General features: G+C 68.1%; 20 protein-coding genes and 1 pseudogene. 9 read left to right on the top strand and 12 right to left on the bottom strand.

The window, feature by feature from the left end; translation table 11 throughout:
• The first annotated feature begins 22 nt into the window (after positions 1–22).
• From JAN5088_RS10115 to JAN5088_RS10095, 5 genes are all read left to right on the top strand, one after another.
• Positions 23–1,105, top strand: a complete 1,083-nt coding sequence (locus JAN5088_RS10115; protein WP_055682697.1) for an ABC transporter permease — start codon at positions 23–25, stop codon at positions 1,103–1,105.
• Entirely contained in the window at positions 1,102–1,866 is a 765-nt protein-coding gene (locus JAN5088_RS10110) for an ATP-binding cassette domain-containing protein (RefSeq protein WP_055682696.1), read from the top strand. Before JAN5088_RS10115 ends, JAN5088_RS10110 begins: the two co-directional genes overlap by 4 nt.
• A gap of 84 nt (positions 1,867–1,950) precedes the next feature.
• Positions 1,951–3,192 carry a cation:proton antiporter gene (locus JAN5088_RS10105; protein WP_055682695.1) on the top strand — a complete coding sequence of 414 codons (1,242 nt, stop codon included), beginning with the start codon at positions 1,951–1,953 and terminating at the stop codon, positions 3,190–3,192.
• 167 nt (positions 3,193–3,359) lie between these two features.
• On the top strand, positions 3,360–4,625 hold the full coding sequence (locus JAN5088_RS10100) for a sulfite oxidase (RefSeq protein WP_055682694.1): 1,266 nt from the start codon (positions 3,360–3,362) through the stop codon (positions 4,623–4,625).
• 55 nt (positions 4,626–4,680) lie between these two features.
• Positions 4,681–5,073: a hypothetical protein gene (locus JAN5088_RS10095; RefSeq protein ID WP_055682693.1), complete on the top strand. Its 393-nt coding sequence runs from the start codon at positions 4,681–4,683 to the stop codon at positions 5,071–5,073.
• Between the two features lie 106 nt (positions 5,074–5,179).
• On the opposite strand, the gene JAN5088_RS10090 is transcribed toward JAN5088_RS10095, so the two are convergent.
• On the bottom strand, positions 5,180–5,491 hold the full coding sequence (locus tag JAN5088_RS10090) for an ETC complex I subunit (RefSeq protein WP_055682692.1): 312 nt from the start codon (positions 5,489–5,491) through the stop codon (positions 5,180–5,182).
• A gap of 187 nt (positions 5,492–5,678) precedes the next feature.
• Between JAN5088_RS10090 and uvrB the strand changes: the two genes are divergently transcribed.
• The gene (gene uvrB, locus JAN5088_RS10085; protein WP_055683314.1) at positions 5,679–7,841 is read left to right on the top strand and encodes an excinuclease ABC subunit UvrB; all 2,163 of its coding nucleotides are present in this window, start codon (positions 5,679–5,681) and stop codon (positions 7,839–7,841) included.
• Position 7,842: 1 nt separating this feature from the next.
• On the opposite strand, the gene JAN5088_RS18655 is transcribed toward uvrB, so the two are convergent.
• From JAN5088_RS18655 to dacB, 5 genes are all read right to left on the bottom strand, one after another.
• Positions 7,843–8,604, bottom strand: a complete 762-nt coding sequence (locus JAN5088_RS18655) for a hypothetical protein (protein ID WP_143114627.1) — start codon at positions 8,602–8,604, stop codon at positions 7,843–7,845.
• A gap of 260 nt (positions 8,605–8,864) precedes the next feature.
• Entirely contained in the window at positions 8,865–9,140 is a 276-nt protein-coding gene (locus JAN5088_RS18910) for a hypothetical protein (RefSeq protein WP_055682690.1), read from the bottom strand.
• Between the two features lie 349 nt (positions 9,141–9,489).
• Entirely contained in the window at positions 9,490–9,768 is a 279-nt protein-coding gene (locus tag JAN5088_RS10070) for a DUF5665 domain-containing protein (RefSeq protein ID WP_055682689.1), read from the bottom strand.
• Between the two features lie 28 nt (positions 9,769–9,796).
• Positions 9,797–10,255 (bottom strand): TrmH family RNA methyltransferase, encoded by a 459-nt coding sequence (locus JAN5088_RS10065; protein WP_233489756.1) that lies wholly within the window; start codon positions 10,253–10,255, stop codon positions 9,797–9,799.
• Positions 10,252–11,700 carry a D-alanyl-D-alanine carboxypeptidase/D-alanyl-D-alanine endopeptidase gene (dacB, locus tag JAN5088_RS10060; RefSeq protein ID WP_055682688.1) on the bottom strand — a complete coding sequence of 483 codons (1,449 nt, stop codon included), beginning with the start codon at positions 11,698–11,700 and terminating at the stop codon, positions 10,252–10,254. The genes JAN5088_RS10065 and dacB overlap by 4 nt, the downstream gene beginning before the upstream one ends.
• On the opposite strand from dacB, the pseudogene JAN5088_RS10055 reads away from it, so the two are divergent.
• Positions 11,699–12,553: pseudogene (locus JAN5088_RS10055) on the top strand (DMT family transporter); the annotation flags it as partial. The gene dacB and the pseudogene JAN5088_RS10055 sit on opposite strands and share 2 nt — an antisense overlap.
• A 31-nt stretch (positions 12,554–12,584) precedes the next feature.
• Here the strand turns inward: JAN5088_RS10055 and JAN5088_RS10050 are convergent.
• A complete protein-coding gene (locus JAN5088_RS10050) occupies positions 12,585–13,235 on the bottom strand; it encodes a nicotinate-nucleotide adenylyltransferase (RefSeq protein WP_055682687.1) in 651 nt (216 codons plus the stop codon).
• A gap of 111 nt (positions 13,236–13,346) precedes the next feature.
• On the opposite strand from JAN5088_RS10050, the gene ettA reads away from it, so the two are divergent.
• On the top strand, positions 13,347–15,002 hold the full coding sequence (ettA, locus tag JAN5088_RS10045; protein WP_055682686.1) for an energy-dependent translational throttle protein EttA: 1,656 nt from the start codon (positions 13,347–13,349) through the stop codon (positions 15,000–15,002).
• Between the two features lie 15 nt (positions 15,003–15,017).
• On the opposite strand, the gene JAN5088_RS10040 is transcribed toward ettA, so the two are convergent.
• The 5 genes from JAN5088_RS10040 to fliF are packed head-to-tail and all read right to left on the bottom strand — an operon-like array spanning position 15,018 to position 19,249.
• A complete protein-coding gene (locus JAN5088_RS10040) occupies positions 15,018–16,007 on the bottom strand; it encodes a hypothetical protein (protein ID WP_055682685.1) in 990 nt (329 codons plus the stop codon).
• 15 nt (positions 16,008–16,022) lie between these two features.
• Entirely contained in the window at positions 16,023–16,733 is a 711-nt protein-coding gene (fliP, locus tag JAN5088_RS10035; RefSeq protein ID WP_055682684.1) for a flagellar type III secretion system pore protein FliP, read from the bottom strand.
• On the bottom strand, positions 16,730–17,005 hold the full coding sequence (locus JAN5088_RS10030) for a FliM/FliN family flagellar motor switch protein (protein ID WP_055682683.1): 276 nt from the start codon (positions 17,003–17,005) through the stop codon (positions 16,730–16,732). Before JAN5088_RS10030 ends, fliP begins: the two co-directional genes overlap by 4 nt.
• A 16-nt stretch (positions 17,006–17,021) precedes the next feature.
• The gene (locus JAN5088_RS10025) at positions 17,022–17,633 is read right to left on the bottom strand and encodes a hypothetical protein (RefSeq protein ID WP_055682682.1); all 612 of its coding nucleotides are present in this window, start codon (positions 17,631–17,633) and stop codon (positions 17,022–17,024) included.
• On the bottom strand, positions 17,630–19,249 hold the full coding sequence (fliF, locus tag JAN5088_RS10020) for a flagellar basal-body MS-ring/collar protein FliF (protein ID WP_055682681.1): 1,620 nt from the start codon (positions 19,247–19,249) through the stop codon (positions 17,630–17,632). Before fliF ends, JAN5088_RS10025 begins: the two co-directional genes overlap by 4 nt.
• 124 nt (positions 19,250–19,373) lie before the next feature.
• Here fliF and JAN5088_RS10015 point away from each other — a divergent pair, with 124 nt between their 5' ends.
• Complete coding sequence (locus JAN5088_RS10015; protein ID WP_055682680.1) at positions 19,374–19,868, top strand: flagellar basal body-associated FliL family protein; 495 nt, start codon at positions 19,374–19,376, stop codon at positions 19,866–19,868.

The following is a 19,868-nucleotide window of genomic DNA, read 5'->3' as shown; positions in this document are numbered from 1 at the left end:
GATCGCATCTTGGGAGGGGGCGATGCCCAGCGACATCACTCATGCAACGGCCGCCAGACCCCCGGCCGACCCGCCGCCGGAGTTCGAACAGCCGAACCGCTCGGTCCTGCAAAAGGTCCAGCACGTCCTGCACAACCATCCGGCCATCGTGCCGGTCCTGATCTTCGCGCTGTCGCTGCTGATCTTCGCGGCCCTGACCGATGGCCGGAACCTGTCGGGACTGGCCATCAAGATCACGCTGGAGCAGGTCTCCATCGTCGGCATCCTCGCCGCGGCGCAGACGCTGGTGATCCTGACCGCCGGGATCGACCTGTCCATCGGCGCGGTCATGGTGCTCAGCTACGTCGCCATGGGGCATCTCGCCGTGACCTACGGCGTCCCCTCGCCCCTTGCCGTGCTCGGCGGCTTCGCCACGGGCGGCATCCTCGGGATGATTTCGGGCCTTCTGGTCACGCGGGTCAAGCTGCCCCCCTTCATCGTGACGCTGGGCATGTGGCAGATCGTCCTGGCGACCGTCTATCTCTACACCGGGTCCCAATCGATCCGCAGCCAGACCCTCGACGCAGAGGCGCCGCTTCTCAAGGTCTTCGGTGAACGCGTGGTGATCGGGGGCTATCCGGTGACGATCCTCGGCGCGCCGGTGATCTGGGCGGTGGTGCTCATGGTCGCGGTCTTCGCCGTGCTGGCCTATGTCATGACGCAGACCGCCTGGGGCCGCCACGTCTACGCGGTGGGCGACGACAAGGAAGCGGCGGAGCTTGCGGGCGTGCGCGCCGACGCGACGCTGCTGTCGGTCTATGTGGTCGCGGGGCTGATCGCGGCGCTGGCGTCCTGGGCGGCCATCGGGCGCGTGGGCTCCATCTCGCCCTCGTCCTTCTTCGAGGCCAACCTCGACAGCATCGCCGCCGTCGTCATCGGCGGCACGTCGCTGTTCGGTGGGCGGGGCACCATCCTGGGCAGCCTGTTCGGCGCGCTAACGGTGGGCGTCTTCGCAACCGGCCTCAAGCTCGCCGGCGCCGATCCGCAATGGGTGCTGTTCGCCAGCGGCTGCCTCATCATCCTGGCCGTCGCGCTCGACCAGTGGATCCGGAGGATCTCCTCATGACCCCCGTCCTCGCCGCCAAGGGCCTCACCAAGCGCTACGGCCGCGTCACCGCCCTCGACCGCTGCGACTTCGACCTGCGCCCGGGCGAGATTCTGGCCGTGATCGGCGACAACGGCGCCGGAAAGTCCACGCTCATCAAGGCGCTGTCCGGCGCGGTTCAGCCGGACGGCGGCGAAATCCACCTCAATGGCGAAAAGGTCGTCATCCCGACCCCCCTCGCCGCCCGCGGCCACGGGATCGAAACCGTCTACCAGACGCTCGCCATGTCGCCTGCCCTTTCCATCGCGGACAACATGTTCATGGGCCGCGAGCTGCGGAAGCCCGGCATCATGGGCAAGGTCTTTCGCAAGCTCGACCACGCCCGGATGGAGCGGATCGCGCGCGACAAGCTGAGCGACCTGGGCCTCGCCACGATCCAGAACATCAGCCAGGCGGTCGAGACGCTGTCGGGCGGACAGCGGCAAGGCGTGGCCGTCGCGCGGGCGGCGGCCTTCGGGTCCCAGGTCATCATCCTGGACGAACCGACCGCCGCGCTCGGCGTCAAGGAAAGCCGCAAGGTGCTGGAACTGATCCAGGACGTCCGCGCCCGCGGCATCCCGATCATCCTCATCAGCCACAACATGCCCCACGTCTTCGAGGTGGCCGACCGCATCCACATCCACCGGCTGGGCCGGCGCCTCTGCGTGATCGACCCGAAGGACTACACCATGTCCGACGCCGTGGCCTTCATGACCGGCGCGAAGGAGCCGCCGGCGGCCTGACGACGGACAGGGTTGCCCGATCCGCTGCGTTCGGCATAGGCACCGACGAACGCAGCCTGCGCGCGGAACGGAAGATCGGACCCTATGATCGACGACGCCTTCTTTTCGTTCAGCGCCTATCACGTCGTGCTGGCCCTCGTCGGCGCCATCGTGATTCTCGCCCGCTGGCTCCCCCGACTGGTCTCCTCGGGCGAGCCCACGGCCGCGCCCTTGATGATCCTGTTCGGGGCGCTGGCGGCCCTCGCCCTTCCCGACCTGCCCTTGCCCGCCGACCCCCGCGAGGTGCCGAAGATATGGGAAATCGTGGCCGAGATCACGGTGATCGTCGCGCTCTTCGGCGCGGGCATGCGGGTGGACGACATCGGACCAGCGAGGAAATGGATCCCCACGATGCGGCTTCTGATCGTGGCCATGCCCCTGACCATTCTGGCCATCGCCTTTCTGGGCGTCCTCGTCGGCGGATTGACGGTGGCCGGGGCGGTGATCCTGGCGGCCGTGCTGGCGCCCACGGACCCGGTTCTCGCCGCCGACGTGCAAATCGCTCCCCCGCAGGAGGGTGGAGAACATCCCGTCCGCTTCGCCCTGACGACCGAAGCCGCGCTGAACGACGGGCTCGCCTTTCCCTTCGTCTACCTCGGTCTCCTTATCGCGGTGCAGGGGCTGTCGTTCGGCGACTGGGGCCTGCAATGGCTGCTTCAGGACGTCTTCTACCGCATCGGCGTGGGCGCCCTGACCGGCTGGGCCGGGGGGTGGGCACTGGGGCAGGTGCTGTTCAACCTGCCCCGCGGCAGCCGCCTGGCCGACACCGGCTCCGGCGTCATCGCCATCGCGGGGGTCTTCCTGTGCTACGGCTCGACCGAACTCATCGAGGGCTACGGCTTCATCGCCGTCGCCGTCATGGGCCTGTCCCTGCGCCGCATCGAGAGCGATCACGGATACCACCGTAACCTGCACAGCTTCTCGGAGGCCATCGAACACGCACTGACGGCCCTCCTTCTGATCGCCCTCGGGGCCGCGCTGCCCGCGCTCATGGCCGACCTCGATTGGCGCCACGTCTTCATGGCGGCAATCCTGATCCTGGCGGTGCGTCCCATCGCCGGATGGCTGGCACTGGGGGGAACCACGCTGGGACGATCCGAGCGCGGCATCGTCGCGATCTACGGCGTGCGTGGTATCGGCTCGATCTATTACCTCGCCTACGCGGCGGGCCATGCCGACCTTGCCGACATCGCGGACCTCTGGACCATCGCGGCGCTCACGATCTTCGCCTCCACCGTCCTGCACGGCTTCACCGTGGGACGAGCGATGCACCGGATCGGACAATGACCGGGGCGTGCGGCTTCGCGATACCATCGGCCCTCGCCATTTCTGCCCCAAGGGGATGACGGTCTCCCTCCCGGACGACTGCGACCCAAGGCCCGATTCGAAGGAAACGCTTGAAAACGCACTCCCGTCCGATAGGCTTTCGGGCAACAAGGGGGAGGACCTTACCAATGACCGACGAGATCATGCAGCCTGACGCAGCCGAATCCGCCACCGGCGACGGAACCGACCGCCGGGGCTTTCTCAAGACCACCGGGCTGGCGGCGCTCGGGGCCCATCTGGGTATGAACATTCCGTTTGCCGGGAACCTCATGGCGCTCGCCCAAGGCATGAGCGAGGAGGACATCATGGCCGGCAAGGACGGTCTGATCCTGATGAACGACCGCCCCCTCAACGCCGAGACGCCGGCCCATCTGCTCGATGCCGACGTCACGCCCTACGAACATTTTTTCGTCCGCAACAACGGCCTCGTCCCCGATACCGCGCTCGATCAGAATGCCGAGGGCTGGACCCTCACCATCGACGGCGAGGTGGACACGCCGCTGGAACTGAGCATCGACGACCTCAGGGAGCGGTTCGAGGTGGTGACCCGCCGCCTCGTCGTGGAATGCGGCGGCAACGGACGGGCTTTCTTCCAGCCCGGCGCCTCGGGCAACCAATGGACGACAGGCGCCGTGGGATGCGCCGACTGGACCGGGGTGCGGCTCCGCGACGTGCTGAACGCGGCCGGGGTGAAGGACAGCGCCGTCTACACCGCCCATTACGGCAACGACCCCCATCTGTCCGGCGACCCCGACAAGAACCCCATCTCGCGCGGGGTTCCGATCGAGAAGGCGCTGACCGAGGACGGACTCATCGCGTGGGAGATGAACGGAGAACCCATCCCCGCCATCCATGGCTTCCCGCTGCGCGTGATCATCCCCGGCTATCCCGGCTCGGCCTCCCAGAAATACCTCAACCGCATCTGGATCCGCGATCAGGTCCACGATGGGGCGAAGATGACCGGCTATTCCTATCGCCTTCCGGCCTATCCCGTCGCTCCGGGCACCGAGGTGCCCGAGGAGGACATGGTCATCATGACCGACATGCCGGTGAAATCGCTGATCACCTTTCCGCAGACCGGCAGCGAAACGCCGGCGGGCGCACCGACCGAGGTGCGCGGCCATGCCTGGGCGGGCAGCGGCGACATCGCGTCGGTCGACGTGTCCATCGACTTCGGCCAGACGTGGATCCCCGCCAGCCTGGACCCGCCAAAGAACAGGTTCGCCTGGCAGCGGTTCCGGGCCGACGTGACCTTGCCCGAGGCGGGCTACTACGAGGTCTGGGCGCGCGCGACCGACATGGCCGGCGTCGCGCAGCCGCCCGTGGTCCCCGGATGGAACCCGCGTGGGTACGGAAACAACATGCAGCATCGCATCGCGATGATCGCCACCTGACCCCGGATCCGGGCCGCGGACCCTGCCGCGGCCACCCTGTCCGAGGAGGACGACCATGACCGTCAAGACCATCTTCCTGCGCGCCGGGTTGCTTGCCCCGGCCGTCCTGGCGGCCACCGCCGCCCTGGCGCAGCAGGCCTACGACCCCATGCGGCCGGCCGCGAACCCGCTTGCCCCGCCGACATCCGCGCCGGCCTCCGCCGCGCCGGCGGTCGAGACGGACCCCGAGCTGGGCAACCTGCCAGTCGGGCCGGGCGCGGAGGATACGTACTACCAATGCGTCGCCTGCCATTCTACCGCCATCATCCGACAGCAACGGTTGACCGACGAACGCTGGGACTATCTGTGGACATGGATGATCGAGGAGCAGGGGATGTACGAGCCCGAACCCGAGACGACCGACGTGATCCTCACCTACCTCAAGACGCACTTCTCATCGGAGCGCTAGGCCAAGGGCGGACTCCGTCGATGGCGCCAGTTCGCGGCTTATGCGCAGTGCGAGGTCACTCAGATCTTTCCGAACGGGGTTCACACCCCCAGCGGCCCCTGAAGCCTCAGTGCGTCCAGGATCCACGGCGGTTGGTGGCGAAGTTCTCGCCATAGCCTCCCGGGCGCAGGTTGGCCTTGCGGCGGTGCGGGCGCAGGACGATCACGTCGATGCCGTGGTCGCGGGCGTAATCCTCCGCCTCCTCCCTCGTCTCGAACCGCAGGCGGACCTGCGCCTGGGTGTCGCGCGATCCGGTCCAGCCGGTCAGAGGGTCGATCTCGCGCGGGGTCTCGTTCACGAACTCCAGAACCCAGTTGCGGGTACGGGCGGTGCCCGACGACATGGCGGTGCGGGCAGGCTTGTAGATGCGGGCGCGCATGATCGGGTCCCTCTCGGATCGGTGGCCCGCAATATCAGTCAGTCGGGGGCCGAAGGCAAGGCGGCCCGGACGGGGTTGTGACAGGGCGCGCGTGCCATAGATAATGGGGCGTTCTCCTGCCGAGGTGCCGATGGCCCACAACAATACCAACAAGCCGCCTGCGGATGTCGATCTCGATACCCTGCCGATGATGCAGCGCGCCCCCGCCGCCCGTCCGAAAATGGAGGGGGGGCGCAGGTTCCGCATGGCGACCGAGTTCCGTCCGGCCGGCGACCAGCCGACCGCAATCGTCGAACTGTCGCAGGGCGTGAAGGATGGCGAGCGCGACCAGGTGCTGCTGGGCGCGACCGGCACCGGCAAGACCTACACCATGGCCAAGGTCATCGAGGAGACGCAGCGCCCCGCCATCATCCTCGCGCCCAACAAGACGCTGGCCGCGCAGCTCTACGGTGAGTTCAAGGGCTTCTTTCCCGACAACGCCGTGGAATATTTCGTCAGCTACTACGACTACTATCAGCCCGAAGCCTACGTCCCCCGCTCCGACACCTTCATCGAGAAGGAATCCCAGATCAACGAACAGATCGACCGCATGCGCCATTCGGCCACGCGGGCGCTTCTGGAACGCGACGACGTGATCATCGTGGCCTCGGTCTCCTGCATCTACGGCATCGGCTCGGTCGAGACCTACGGCGCCATGACGCAGGACCTGATCACCGGCAACGACTACGACCAGCGGCGCGTGATGGCCGACCTCGTGGCGCAGCAATACCGCCGCAACGACGCCGCCTTCGCGCGCGGCAGCTTCCGCGTGCGCGGCGACAGCGTGGAAATTTGGCCCGCCCACCTGGAGGACCGCGCCTGGCGCCTGTCGTTCTTCGGCGAGGAGCTGGAGTCCATCACCGAATTCGACCCCCTGACCGGCGCGAAGACCGGCGACATGGACCGGATCCGCATCTACGCCAACAGCCACTACGTCACGCCGCGCCCGACGATGCAGCAGGCCATCAAGGGCATCAAGGCGGAGCTTCAGGTTCGCCTCGATCAGCTCACGGGCGAGGGCAAGCTCTTGGAGGCGCAGCGGCTGGAGCAGCGCACGACCTTCGATCTGGAGATGCTGGAGGCGACCGGCGTCTGCAACGGGATCGAGAACTACTCGCGCTATCTCACCGGCCGCGCGCCGGGCGAGCCGCCCCCCACGCTGTTCGAATACATCCCCGACAACGCCATCGTCTTCGCCGACGAATCCCACGTCTCGGTGCCGCAGATCGGCGGCATGTACAAAGGCGACTTCCGCCGCAAGATGACGCTGGCCGAACACGGATTCCGCCTGCCGTCCTGCATGGACAACCGCCCCCTCAAGTTCGAGGAATGGGACGCCATGCGCCCCCAGTCCGTGTTCGTCTCGGCCACCCCCGCGGCGTGGGAGCTGGACCAGACCGGCGGCGTCTTTACCGAACAGGTGATCCGCCCCACCGGACTTCTGGACCCGGTGATCGAGATCCGCCCCGTCACCACCCAGGTGGACGACCTGCTCGACGAGATCCGCCGCGTGACCGCGCGCGGCATGCGGACGCTTTGCACCACGTTGACCAAGCGCATGGCCGAGGACCTGACCGAATACCTGCACGAACAGGGCATCAAGGTCCGCTACATGCATTCCGACATCGACACGATCGAGCGGATCGAGATCCTGCGCGACCTGCGCCTCGGTGCCTTCGACGTGCTGATCGGCATCAACCTCCTGCGCGAGGGGCTCGACATTCCCGAATGTGGTCTCGTGGCCATTCTGGACGCCGACAAGGAAGGCTTCCTGCGCTCCGAAACCTCGCTCGTGCAGACCATCGGCCGCGCCGCGCGCAACGCCGACGGTCGCGTCATCATGTACGCCGACCGCATCACCGGCTCCATGGAACGCGCGATGAAGGAGACCGACCGCCGCCGCGCCCGCCAGCAGGCCTACAACGAGGAACACGGCATCACCCCCGCGACCGTCCGAAAGAACGTGGAGGACGTGCTGGCCGGTCTCTACAAGGGCGACGTCGACATGAACCGCGTCACCGCCAAGATCGACAAGCCCATGGCCGGCGCCAACCTCCAGGCCCACCTCGCCGGCCTGCGCGACCGGATGCGCAAGGCCGCCGAGAATCTGGAATTCGAGGAAGCCGCCCGCCTCCGAGACGAGGTCAAGCGGCTGGAGACCGTGGACCTGCTGGTGTCCGACGACCCCCTGACGCGCCAGTCGGCGGTGGAACAGGCCGTCGAGGACGCGCGGAAGGCCGAAGGGCGGAGTACGGCGGGACGGCCGGGGCAGCGCGGGGGGAATGTGAAGCGGAAGCGGAAGGGGGGGTGAGTTAATCCCGTAGGACCTCGCCTACATCACAGTAATAAGTCTCCGGGTTGTCGATCATCTCTGAGGAGACATAGAAGCGCTCAAAGCTTTCAAGTCCTTGGAATTGGGCACGTGCGCGATCAAGTCGCCGATAGAAAACCTTGCCAACATGCACCTCTTCTTCGCCATGTACGTCTGTTGTCGTTGCACCGAGAAAATATTCTGAACGTTTCTCTTCGCCGGGAAACTCTTGCTGAAAACGATGATGAGCGGCATCAATCTCGTTTTTGGCGGCTGTGAGCGCATCTGACGTTTGTTGTCGAACCTTTTCATGGCCACGCGCCATTGAAGCCGCGTAGTTTCTAAGAAGGGATTTCAAACAGATATAGCCTTTATCGATGTTGCCAACTTCAGTTCTTGTTGCTGACTTTAAACGACCATTCTTGATTAACTCTGAAATAACAACACGAGGTTCGATAGCTTCTCGGAGACGGGATGCCCCCTCTGGGCGCGGATGTTGATACTTGTTACTTGAATCATACAATATATTACCGATCGGTAGATCTTGGTGTTTAGCATGATTCCGAAGAATTTCTATAATTCTATAACTTAACTTTTTATCATATTCTATCGAGAATACCTTTTCAATTTCCTCACGATATTCTTTTCCTTTCAGCCAAGCCTTTCTTTGATCGTGGTAGGCGCCAGCAGCAGTCAGAACGCTCAGCACGCGATAGTTGACGTCCACGTTATTGCAAAACACGCTGTCATATAAATCATCCATAGTCTCGGATTTATCATTCCACCCTATAGCTGAATCTAGGGACGACAAAAGAAGATAGGCCTCGAATTCTCGTAGAGACGCAACATAGACACGAAATAGTCTTTCTATTTTCATCAAATCATCTATTAAATTCTTGGCGCGTTTTATACGGCAGTAGTCACACTTTCCAATAGTTATGCTAACGTCTTTTTTGGTCAGAAGACTTAAAGAACAACTCATATCACAGCCTCAGTTCGGAATGATGAAGTGATACTCTTCCCCTACACCCGCCTGCTTACCGCCCGCACAATCGCCACGACCACCGCCGCCCCCACGGCCCCCACGACCAGCACCAAAAGCACGCCGCCCGCCGCCAGCACCGTGATCCCCAGCGCGGCGAGCAGGAAGGGCGTGGCGATGGCCGCGACCGCTCCGATCAGCGCGTAGAGCAGCTTGCTGCGGCCCGTCAGCGCCCCGGCCAGCGCGCCGACGACGAGGCCGGTCAGTACCAGCAGGGTGAATGCCACCATGCCCAAACCTTGCAGAAATTCTTCCATCTCGTCTCTCCTGAATGTCTCGGCCTCGATAGCGCAGGCTTCCGTCCGGCGCGTCAACCCTCCGTTGACCGCTCACGCCCAGAACCCTTCCTGCGCGCAGGGGTGCGGGTGGCCGGAAGCGTCCGGCCCGTGTCCCGATCATCGAAATGACGGGCCCTCCTGCCCGCCGGCATCTTCCGGGGTCAACCCCGGAAAGCAGGGACCGTCCCCCGACCGGGGGCCGGCACGACCCGTCCGTTTGCCCATGCAAACGCGGCGCCGACGACGATGACCCGATCCCGAGAGATGCGGTCCGACACCGCCTTCGACGCCTTGACCTCACCGCCCGGCGACGATGCGGCGTGCCGGGCTACTGGCCGTCCATCGTCGGCTCGATCGCCTGAAGGATCTCGCTCGCCCAGTCGCCGATCACCGGGATGAAGTCGATCTGGCTCAGCGACCAGACCAGCACCGACAGCACGACCGTCGCCCCGAGTACGGTTCCCAACCCGAAGGCGATCCCGCGGTAGAGCTGGAACAGCACGAGGCGGGGGATGGAATTGTGCACCTGGATGAACCGGTTGCGGTTCATCCGGGCCAGTTCGCGGCGCAGGCTCGCGATTTCTTCTTGCAGGGCGTTCGTGTCCATTCCGCACACCTAGCCGAAATCGCCGGGCTCACAAGGTGCCGCGAAGCGCCTGATAGGCCGCCGCCGTCGCCGCATTGGCGAGGTTGAGCGACCGGATGTACGGCGACCGCATCGGCAGGCGCACCAACCGATCGTCCCGCCCGTCCAGCACGGCCTGCGGCAGGCCCACCGTCTCCTGCCCGAAGACGAGGTGGAAGTCGGTGGGAAACTCGACGTCATAGACGCTCCGCGCGCCGAAATCCTCGAACAGGAACAGCGCCTCGGGCCGGGGTGCGCGACGGGCCAGGAAGTCGTCCCAACCGTCGAACTCCTGCAGGCGGACGTGCTTCCAGTAATCCAGCCCCGCGCGGCGGACGTTGCGGTCGGTGATCTCGAACCCGTAGGGCCGGATCAGGCACAGGTCGAGGTCGAGCGCCACGCAGGTCCGGCCCACGGACCCGGTGTTGCCCGCGATCTCGGGGCGGACCAGGACGATGGCGGGCCTCACGCGTGGACGGCCGCCCAGCGCTCGATCAGGTCGAACTGCAACGATCGGGCGGTGCGTGCCCAGCCTTGCCCGCCCGCCGGACGCTCGCGCTCCGACACGGGCAGGGCGGCGCGGCGGTCGGTGTCGGCCACGAAGGTCGCGAAGGCGAGGCTGCGCCCCGACCGCGCGTCGAAATACCCCGCCAGCCCCGACACAAAGTTGAGCGTGCCGGTCTTGGCCTGCACCGCCTGCCGGGGGGGACCCTCCAGCGTGATCTCCTTGAGCAGCGGGCGCAGCCGCGCCATCGCCCCCGGCGCCGTCAACAGGCGCACCATGTCGTTTGCCGCGATCCGGTTCGTCCCGTTCAGGCCGGAATGATCGTCGAAATCGGGCTGTCGCGTGCCAGTGCGCTGCGCCAGCCATTGCGACATGACGTCCCCCGACGCGGCGAGCGACCCGGGCCGGCCGGCAAGGCGCGCTGTGGCGGTCAGGCCGATAACTTCCGCCACGAGGTTCGTCGAATAGCGCAGCATCGAGGCCGCGATCCGGTCGAGCGTTGCGCTCTGCACCTGCGCGACGGTCGACCCCTGCCCCCGCCCCGGCTGTGCGGCGGGCGCGGCGATGCCGTTCGCCCGCAGCATCCCGCGCAGCACGTCGCCCGCATAGAGATCCGGGTTCCGCACCGGCAGCCAGCGCGACCCCTCCCCGCCCAGCTGCCCCCGCGCGACGGTCCAGGCATCGGCGCCACCTTGGCGGTCGTAGGTATAGACCGGCAGCGAGCGGTCGGCGACGGCCATGGTCGAGGTGCTGACACCCGGCCGGAACCTCTCGGTCCGCGCTTCCATGGCGGTGGCATAGGCCGCGCCCGACCGCTGCCACGAGAAATGGACACGGTTGAAGTTCAGGTTCACGCCGCCGATGGCCGGGTTGTAGCTGACATGATCGGGCTGCTCCCGGTCGATCCGCTCGATCGCGGGCAGGGCCGATCCGTCGACCAGCAGCCGCCCCCCCACCTCGCGCAGGCCAGCCGCCGCGGCCTGCGCCGCAAGGTCGGCCAGCCCGTCGGTGTCAAGCGCCGGATCGCCGCCGCCCACCAGTACCAGATCGCCGTCGAGCCGTCCGCCGCGGATCGGCCCCGTCGCCACCAGCCGCGTGGTGAACCGAAAGTCCGCGCCCAGCGTCTCGAGCGCATAGAGCGCCGTCACCGCCTTGGCCACCGACGCGGGCGGCAGGGGACGGATGGGGTTGTGCGTCTCCAGGATCTCGCCGGTCTGCGCGTCGGCCACGGAAAACCCCACGCGCCCGCCCAGCCCTGCCCGCGTCACCAGCCGGTCGGCATCCGCCGCCGACCGCGCCAGCGCATCGCCGGGCTTGGCCACCGGGCGCGACGACCGTTCGGGCGCCCCGGCGCAGGCCGGCAGCGCCAGGGTTCCGAGCGCGGCGGACAGAAAAAGGCGTCGTTTCATGGGCGGACCTCCATCGCGGCCCTTTTTGCATCCCGCGCGGGCGGATGTGAAGGCCGGATGCCTCTGGGCAGGTCGGCGCGCCGGTGCTAGCCCCTGCTGCATGGACCGCGAGACCCTCGGATCGGTGGCGCTGATGATCGTCGCCATGTCGCTGATCCCGCTGGGGGACACGGCGGGCAAGCTCTTGGCGACGGGTCACGGCGTCGCGCCCGTCTTCGTGGCCTTCAGCCGCTTCGCCGTGGGCGCCCTGATGGTCGCTGCGATCCTGCGCGGGCGGGTGATGTGGCGGCTCTATGGCGACTGGCGGATCTGGCTGCGGGCCGCGCTGATCTCGGCGGGCATCGCCTCCATCCTGACGGCGCTGCGGACCGAGGATATCGCCACCGTCTTCGGCGCGTTTTTCATCGGCCCGATCTTCAGCTACGTCCTGTCGGTGCGGCTGCTGGGGGAGGGGGTCAACCGGGCGCAGACGGTCTGCCTCGCGCTCGGGTTCTGCGGCGTGCTCCTGGTGGTGCGGCCGGGGCTCGGGATGACGCCGGGGCTGGCCTTCGCGGTGCTGGCCGGCCTTTTCTACGGTGCGTTCCTCACCGCCTCGCGCTGGCTGTCAGCCATGGCTCCGCCGCGTCAGCTGATGCTGTCGCAGGTGGTGCTGGGCATGGTGCTTCTGGCCCCCTGGGGTCTGACACAGGTGCCGCAGGCGACGCCCGCCGTGGCCGGGCTGACCCTTCTGTCGGGGCTGGCCTCGGCCGCGGCCAACCTGCTGCTGGTGGTGGCCTACCGGCGGACGGGCGCGGCGGTGCTCGCACCCTTCGTCTATTTCCAGCTCGTCTCGGCAATGGTGCTCGGTATGGCCGTCTTCGGCACCTTCCCCGACCGCCCGGCGCTCATGGGGCTGGCGGTGCTGGTCCTCGCGGGGGTGGGGTCGGTGCTGGCGCGGCGGGCCAGCCCCCGCCCGCCCGGATCGCCGACGACGATGCCCCGTGCATCGGCACCGTCAGGAACGTCCAGGCCGGGGGCGCCCTGAGGCCTAGCCCCTGCGCCGCACCCGGCGCCACGCGGAAGCGGCGGTAAATCGTCGCCGCCGGCGAGCGGAGCGCGGCCAACCCCTGCCCCGGCCGCGCCAGAACCGCGACGGGCACACCCTCCATGATGTCGCGCCAGCGGTCCCAGTGGTGGAAGGTCGCCAGGTTGTCCGCTCCCATGATCCAGACAAAGCGCACGCCAGGGTATCGCGCCCGCAAAGCGGCCAGCGTGTCCGCGGTGTGGCGCGTGCCCAACCGCGCCTCGACATCCGTCACGGTAACCCGGGGGTGGCGCATCAGCCGCCGCGCCTCCGCCATCCGCCGGTCCAGCGCCGCAGGTCCCCGCAGCTTGAGCGGGTTGCCGGGGCTCACCACCCACCACAGCCGGTCGAGTCCCAGCCGTGCCAGCGCCTGCAACGTGATGTGGACATGACCCCCATGGGCCGGATCGAAGGACCCGCCCAGAAGGCCGATCACCTGCCCCGGCCGCGCGATGGGAAAGCCCGTCTGCATCGCGCCATCAACACCGCGCGGCGCCCCCGGCGCAAGGGGCGCCCTCCATTGCCCCGACGCGACCGGCACTATACATGGCGCGCATACCCGAAATTCCGGAGGCTTTCGAGCATGGCGAGCTATCAATACGTCTATCACATGGACGGCGTGTCCAAGCAGTATCCCGGCGGCAAGAAGGTGTTCGAGAACATCCGCCTGTCGTTCCTTCCCGGCGTCAAGATCGGCGTCGTCGGCGTCAACGGCACCGGGAAGTCGTCCCTCATGCGGATCATGGCCGGCCAGGACAAGGATTTCCAGGGCGAGGCCTGGGCAGCCGAGGGCGCCAAGGTCGGCTATCTCCCGCAGGAGCCGCATCTCGACGAAAGCAAGACCGTCCGCGAGAACGTGATGGAGGGCGTGGCCGAGAAGCAGGCGATCCTCGACCGCTACAACGAACTGGCAATGAACTATTCCGACGAGACGGCCGAGGAGATGGGCAAGCTGCAGGACGAGATCGACAGCCAGAACCTCTGGGATCTCGACAGCCGCGTGGACATCGCGCTGGAGGCGCTGCGCTGCCCGCCCGACGACGCGATGCCGGCGAACCTTTCAGGCGGCGAGCGGCGGCGCGTCGCGCTGTGCAAGCTGCTGCTGGAAGCGCCCGACATGCTGCTTCTGGACGAGCCGACGAACCACCTCGACGCGGAAACCATCGCCTGGCTGCAGAAGCACCTCATCGACTACAAGGGCACGATCCTGATCGTGACGCACGACCGCTATTTCCTCGACGACATCACCTCGTGGATTCTCGAACTGGAGCGCGGGCGCGGCATCCCCTACGAGGGGAACTATTCCTCCTGGGTCGAGCAGAAGGCCAAGCGGCTGGAGCAGGAGGCCAAGGAGGACAAGTCGCGCGGCAAGACGCTGGAGCGCGAACTGGCCTGGATGCGGTCGGGCGCGAAGGCCCGGCAGACCAAGTCCAAGGCCCGCATCGCCGCCTATCATGAGATGGCCGACCAGTCCGAGCGCCAGCTCGTGGGCAAGGCGCAGATCATCATTCCGAACGGCCCGCGCCTGGGCAACAAGGTGATCGAGGTCGAGAACCTGTCCAAGGCCTACGGCGACAAGCTTTTGTTCGAGAACCTGAGCTTCTCGCTGCCGCCCGGCGGCATCGTCGGCGTGATCGGCCCCAACGGCGCAGGCAAGTCGACCCTGTTCCGCATGCTGACCGGGCAGGAGAAGCCCGACACCGGCACCGTGGAGTTCGGCGACACCGTCAAGCTGTCCTATGTCGATCAGTCGCGCGACGACCTGAACCCCGACGACAACGTCTGGCAGGCGATTTCGGGCGGGGCCGAGATCATCAAGCTGGGCGATGCGGAGATCGCCAGCCGCGCCTATTGCGGCGCCTTCAACTTCAAGGGCGCCGACCAGCAGAAGAAGGTGGGCATCCTGTCGGGGGGTGAGCGCAACCGCGTCCACATGGCGCGGCTGCTGAAGGACGGGGGCAACGTGCTGCTTCTCGACGAGCCGACCAACGACCTCGACGTCGAGACGCTGCGCGCGTTGGAGGATGCGATCGAGAACTTCGCCGGCTGCGCCGTGGTCATCAGCCACGACCGCTTCTTCCTCGACCGCCTCTGCACGCATATCCTCGCCTTCGAGGGCGACAGCCATGTCGAATGGTTCGAGGGCAACTTCGAGGCCTACGAGGCCGACAAGGCCCGGCGCCTGGGCGCCGACGCCTTGGAGCCCACGCGGGTCAAGTACAAGAAGTTCAGCCGCTGAACCGGCGGGGGCGCCTCAGCGCGCCCCCTGCTCCATCTGCCGCAGCACCCGGTGCACGGCCCGGACCTGACCCGCCGGCAGCCCCCGGAACGCCGCCGCCTGGTCGAGCGTCGGCCGCCCCACCAACGTCATCGCGATCACGGCCGGATGCTCCCGCGCCATGGCGACCGGGTCGACCGTGCGCCCGATCATGCTTCGCACCTCGTCCCAGTTGGCGGGCTTGACGAAGGGCGGCTCGGGCAGCGGCGGCGGCAGGGGGCGACGCGCCTCGGGCTGCGGGGCTGCCTCGGCCTCGGGCGGCGTCTCGGGCGCTGCGGCGGGTTCGGGGGTGGCCGCGTCGCTCGGCGGCACCTTGACAGGGTCCGTCAACAGGAGTGCCGGACGCATGTAGGCCTGCTGCGGGATGCGCTGCACCGGCAGCGTCACCGGCACCTTCCAGTCGGCCATCCGGGGAGCCGCCGCGGTGAACAGGTTGGCCGGACGCGCGCGCCGGGAGGGGTCGGCCTTCGCCTTGGGCGCGGGCTCGACCGCCACGCGCTTGGCCGCGACCTTGCGGACCTTCGGACGGCGCAACGCGGGGGCCGGCATGTCCCAGTCGGCGATCTCGGGCGCGACGGAGGTGAACAGGTTGTCGGCCGACGGGGCGTCCACGGCCTCCGACGCGGCAGAATGCTTCGCTTCGGGCGCGGGCGCGGGGGCCTTCGGCGCGGCAGGGTCCGCCGCGGCGGCCATCGGTGTCGCGGGGGGCGGGTCGCCGGCCGTTGCTCCGGGCGCCGGCAAGGCGGGCGCGGCGCGCGGCGCCGGGGCCTCGGGCGCGGTGCGCCCCTCCACCGCCTCGACCAGGTCGCGGGCCCAGTCGCGCAGGCGCGCGGCCTCGACCTCGGGCGTCTCCTCGTCGGGGTCGCCGCCGTCGATCAGGGCGATCAGGGCGCGGGCCTTCTCGGCGTTCGCGGCGACGGCCGCGGCCGGGACCCGCGTCTTCGGCGGCCGGAGCATCGGTTGCATGGGCAGGAACCTTTCCTAGAGATAGCTTCGAACGAGGGCACCGGACACCAGGGTCCAGCCGTCCACCACGACGAAGAAGGCGAGCTTGAAGGGCAGCGACACGATGGCCGGCGGCACCATCATCATGCCCATGGACATGAGGATCGCCGCCGCCACCATGTCGATGATGAGAAACGGCATGAAGACGAGAAAGCCGATCTGGAACGCGCGACTGATCTCGGACAGCAGGAACGAGGGGATCAGCACCGAGAACGCCTCCGGCTCGGCCGCGGGACGCAGCGCCTGCAGATGCGCGAGGGTGTCGGCGTCGACGCGGTTCGACATAAAGGCGCGGAACGGCTCGGCGGCGAGCGGCACGGCGGTCGCCACATCCATCTCGCCGCGGCTGAGCGGGCCGATCCCTGCGTCCCAGGCGGCGGTGGCGACGGGCTCCATGACGAAATAGGTCAGAAACAGCGCGAGACTCACGATCAGCATGTTGGGCGGCGAGGCCTGCAGCCCGATCGCCTGGCGCAGGATCGACAGCACCGTCACGATGAACGGAAAGCAGGTCACCGTCACCGCGATGCCGGGCGCGAGGCTCAGCACGGTCAGGAGCGCGATGAGCTGCACCGACCGCAGCGTCAGGCTGCCCTCGCCGCCGAGGTCGAGGCTCAGGTCCTGCGCCAGCGCGGTCCCCGGAAGGGCCAACGCGACGGCAAGCGCCAGGCAGGCGAGCGGCTTCACGCGGAGGCGTCCGTCTCGGCCACTTCGGTCAGGCGCACGGCGAGGCGGCCGGTGGGGTCGCCCGGAACCTCCTGCAATTCTCCCCGCGCGATCAGGCGGTCGCCGGCATAGAGCTCCACCGGGTCGTTCACGCCACGGTCGAGCGGCAGGATCGCGTCGCGACGCATGGCGAGGAGTTCGGCCACCGTCGGGTGCGCGCGGCCGACCGAGATCGTGATCTCGACGGGCACGCGCGACAGCGCGGATTGGGCGTCATGGGTCTGGTCAGCCATTCTGGATGTCCTTGGGTCAGAGTTGAGCGGTCTTGTCGTCGTCCGCAGCCGCCGCTTCGGGGCCGCGGTCCATGGTCGCGAGGAAGGTTTCGAGCGCATCGTCCAGCGCGCCCAGCACCCCTTCGAGGTCGAGCCGCCGTTCCTGCCCTGGCCAGCGGATCAGGGCCTGCGACATCGACAGCGCCGGTTCGGCCCGCACCGTGGCGCGGTCGGGGCCGATCTCCGCACGCTCCAGCAGGCGGGTCAGGGCGGGTACCTCCTCGGGCGTCACAAGGATGTTGAGGGCATTGCCGCCAGCCGCCAGCACCGCCCCGATCTCCTCCATCAGAAGGGGGAGGAAGGCGCGCCCTGCGGTGCGCGGCAGAAGCCGGTCGAAGATGTCGCGCAGCGCCGGCTCCAGCGCTCCGAGCGACTCGGCCATCGCCGCGCGCCGCCCGAGTTCCAGCGTCTCCAGCCGCTCGGCCAGGCGGTCGCCGACGCGCATCTGCGTGGCCTCCATCTGCGCCATCGCGTCGTCCCAGCCGGCGTTGTAGCCGTCGTCGAAGCGGTCGATCGACTGCGGGGCGGCCCCGGGCCCCGCGGGCCGCACATCGGCGCTGCCGAAATCCTCCAGGCTGAGGGCGCTCATCGGGCGGCCCCCGGCGTGTCGTCCATCCAGCCGCGCAGGACTTCGATCGTCTCCTCCCGCCGGTCCTCGATCAGGCGGCGCAGGCGGTCTACGGGGTCGCCCTCGGCCGCGTCGGGCGCAGCCTCCTGCCTGGCAGGCAGGGTCGAGGGCGCGGCGATCTCGGGCATGTCGGACATGTCGGCCAGGCCGAACCGGTTCTCGGCGGTCGGCGCCGGCAGTTCGCGTGGGACGCCGGGGGCGAAGCCGCGCGTTTCGGGCTCCGGCGGCGGCGGCAGTTGCGCGGGCATCATCACGCGGTTGAGGACCGGGCGGACGACGAAGGCCAGAAGCCCCAGCGTCACCAGCGCCAGAAGTGCCGCCGTCACCATCTGCGCCACCTGCCCGCCGCTGAACCACGGCAGGGCAAGGCCCGGCGCGGCATCCGACGCCTCCGGCAACTCGAACTGCATGGTGCGGACGGTCACGACGTCGCCACGATCCTCGCGGAAGCCCACGGCCGATTGCACCAGCTCGCGGATGACGGCCAGCTCCTCCTCGGGGCGGGGGGTCCAGTCGGCGCCGTCGGCCCGCAGGCCGTCGACCATGACGGCGACGGTCACGCGCTCGATGGCGCCTGGGGCGCGCTCGATCTGGCGCTGCGTGGCCGAGAAGTCGTAGTTCACCCGCTCGCGCGTCTCGGCATTGCTGCTCTCGGATTCGCCGCCCGCCGCCTCACCGTCGGGCAGGTTGCTGGCCACCGTCACGCCCGCGCCGGGGGCGCCCCGGTCGCTGGCGGAGCGTTCCTCCGTGTCGGTGCTGATGACGACGCGGCTGTCGGGGTCGAGCAGGCGCTCGGTGATCGTCTCGCGGTCCTTGCGGGTCTCGACTGCCAGCTCGACCACGAAGCGGCCGGGGCCGACGCGGGCCGCGAGCAGGTTCTCGACCGACGCGCGCATTTCGGCCATGCGCGAATCGCGGGCCTCCTCCTCGGTGTCGACCGCGCCGCCGCCGACCACGCGGCCACTGGCGGCATCGACGACGGTGACGTCCTCGGGGGCGAGGTTCGGCACCGCGCCCGCCACCAGCGACTGGATCGCGCGGGCCAGCGAGGTTCCCACCGCGCCCGAAGTCATCTGCACGGTGATGGAGGCCGTCGCCGTGCGGTCGCGTGCGAAGGGCGACGAATCGGCCGTGGCGAGATGCACGCGGGCCATGCGGACGCCGGGCGACGCCAGAATCGTGCGCGTCAGCTCCCCCTCCCGCGCGCGCCAGTAGGCGGCGTCGAACATCTGCGATGTGGTTCCGAAACCGCTGAGTCCGTCAAGGAGTTCGTAGCCCGTGCCGTCCATCCTCGGCAGCCCCTCGCCGGCGAGCTGCATCCGGAGCGCGTCGCGCTGGACGCCGTCCACGTAGATCGAATCGCCCTGCACCTCATAGGGGATGCCCCGCGCATCGAGGCTGGCGACCACCTCGGCAGCGGCGGCGGGCTCGAGCCGGGCGAACAGAAGCTCCATCGTGGGGGCGGTGGCGAGGCGGGTCAGGAAGAACACCGACAGGAACGCCGCCAGCGTCGCCACGGCCAGCACCGCGAGACGGCGCTTGTCCTGGCCCTGCCAGAAGGTTGTCAGATTCTCCATGTGCGCTCCTCCGGGATGCGAGCCACCCGTTCTGGGTGTCGAGGGGCACAATTCCGCAATTCCATTAACATTCGGTTAGTCACCGGCAGGTTAGGAACATCTTCGAAATCACGAGGATACGCCCATGGCCGAGCCAGCCGATTCCCCTGAGGAACCCGAAGCCAACCCCAAGCGGGGCATGGGCGCGAAGGGCTGGATCGCCACGCTCGTCGGCGCGCTGGCGCTGGGCGGCGGGGGCTTCTACGTCACCTGGTCGGGGCTGGCGGACGACCTGCTGCGCCCGTCCGAGGTGGCCGCCGACCACGGCACCCCCGCCGCCGATGCGCCGAGCTTCCTGGAGCTCGACCCGCTGATGGTGACGGTGGGCGGACAGGGCTCCATCCGGCAGCTTCGCTTCCGCGCCTTCCTCCAGACGGAGGGGGAGCGGATGGACGTGGCGGCGCTGCAGCCGCGCATCCTCGACATCTTCGCCACCTACCTGCGCGCCGTGCCCGTGGACCGCCTGGAGGATCCGACCGCGCTCGTGACGCTCCGGGCGCAGCTTCTTCGGCGGGTCCAGCTTCTGGCCGGGCCGGAGGCGGTGCGCGACCTTCTCATCATCGACTTCGTGATTACCTGA

The sequence above is a fragment of the Jannaschia rubra genome (assembly GCF_001403735.1).
In the GTDB taxonomy this organism is placed as follows: Bacteria; Pseudomonadota; Alphaproteobacteria; order Rhodobacterales; family Rhodobacteraceae; genus Jannaschia; species Jannaschia rubra.
Note: the sequence above shows the minus strand (reverse complement) of the source record. Positions and strands in the feature narration are given on the sequence as shown.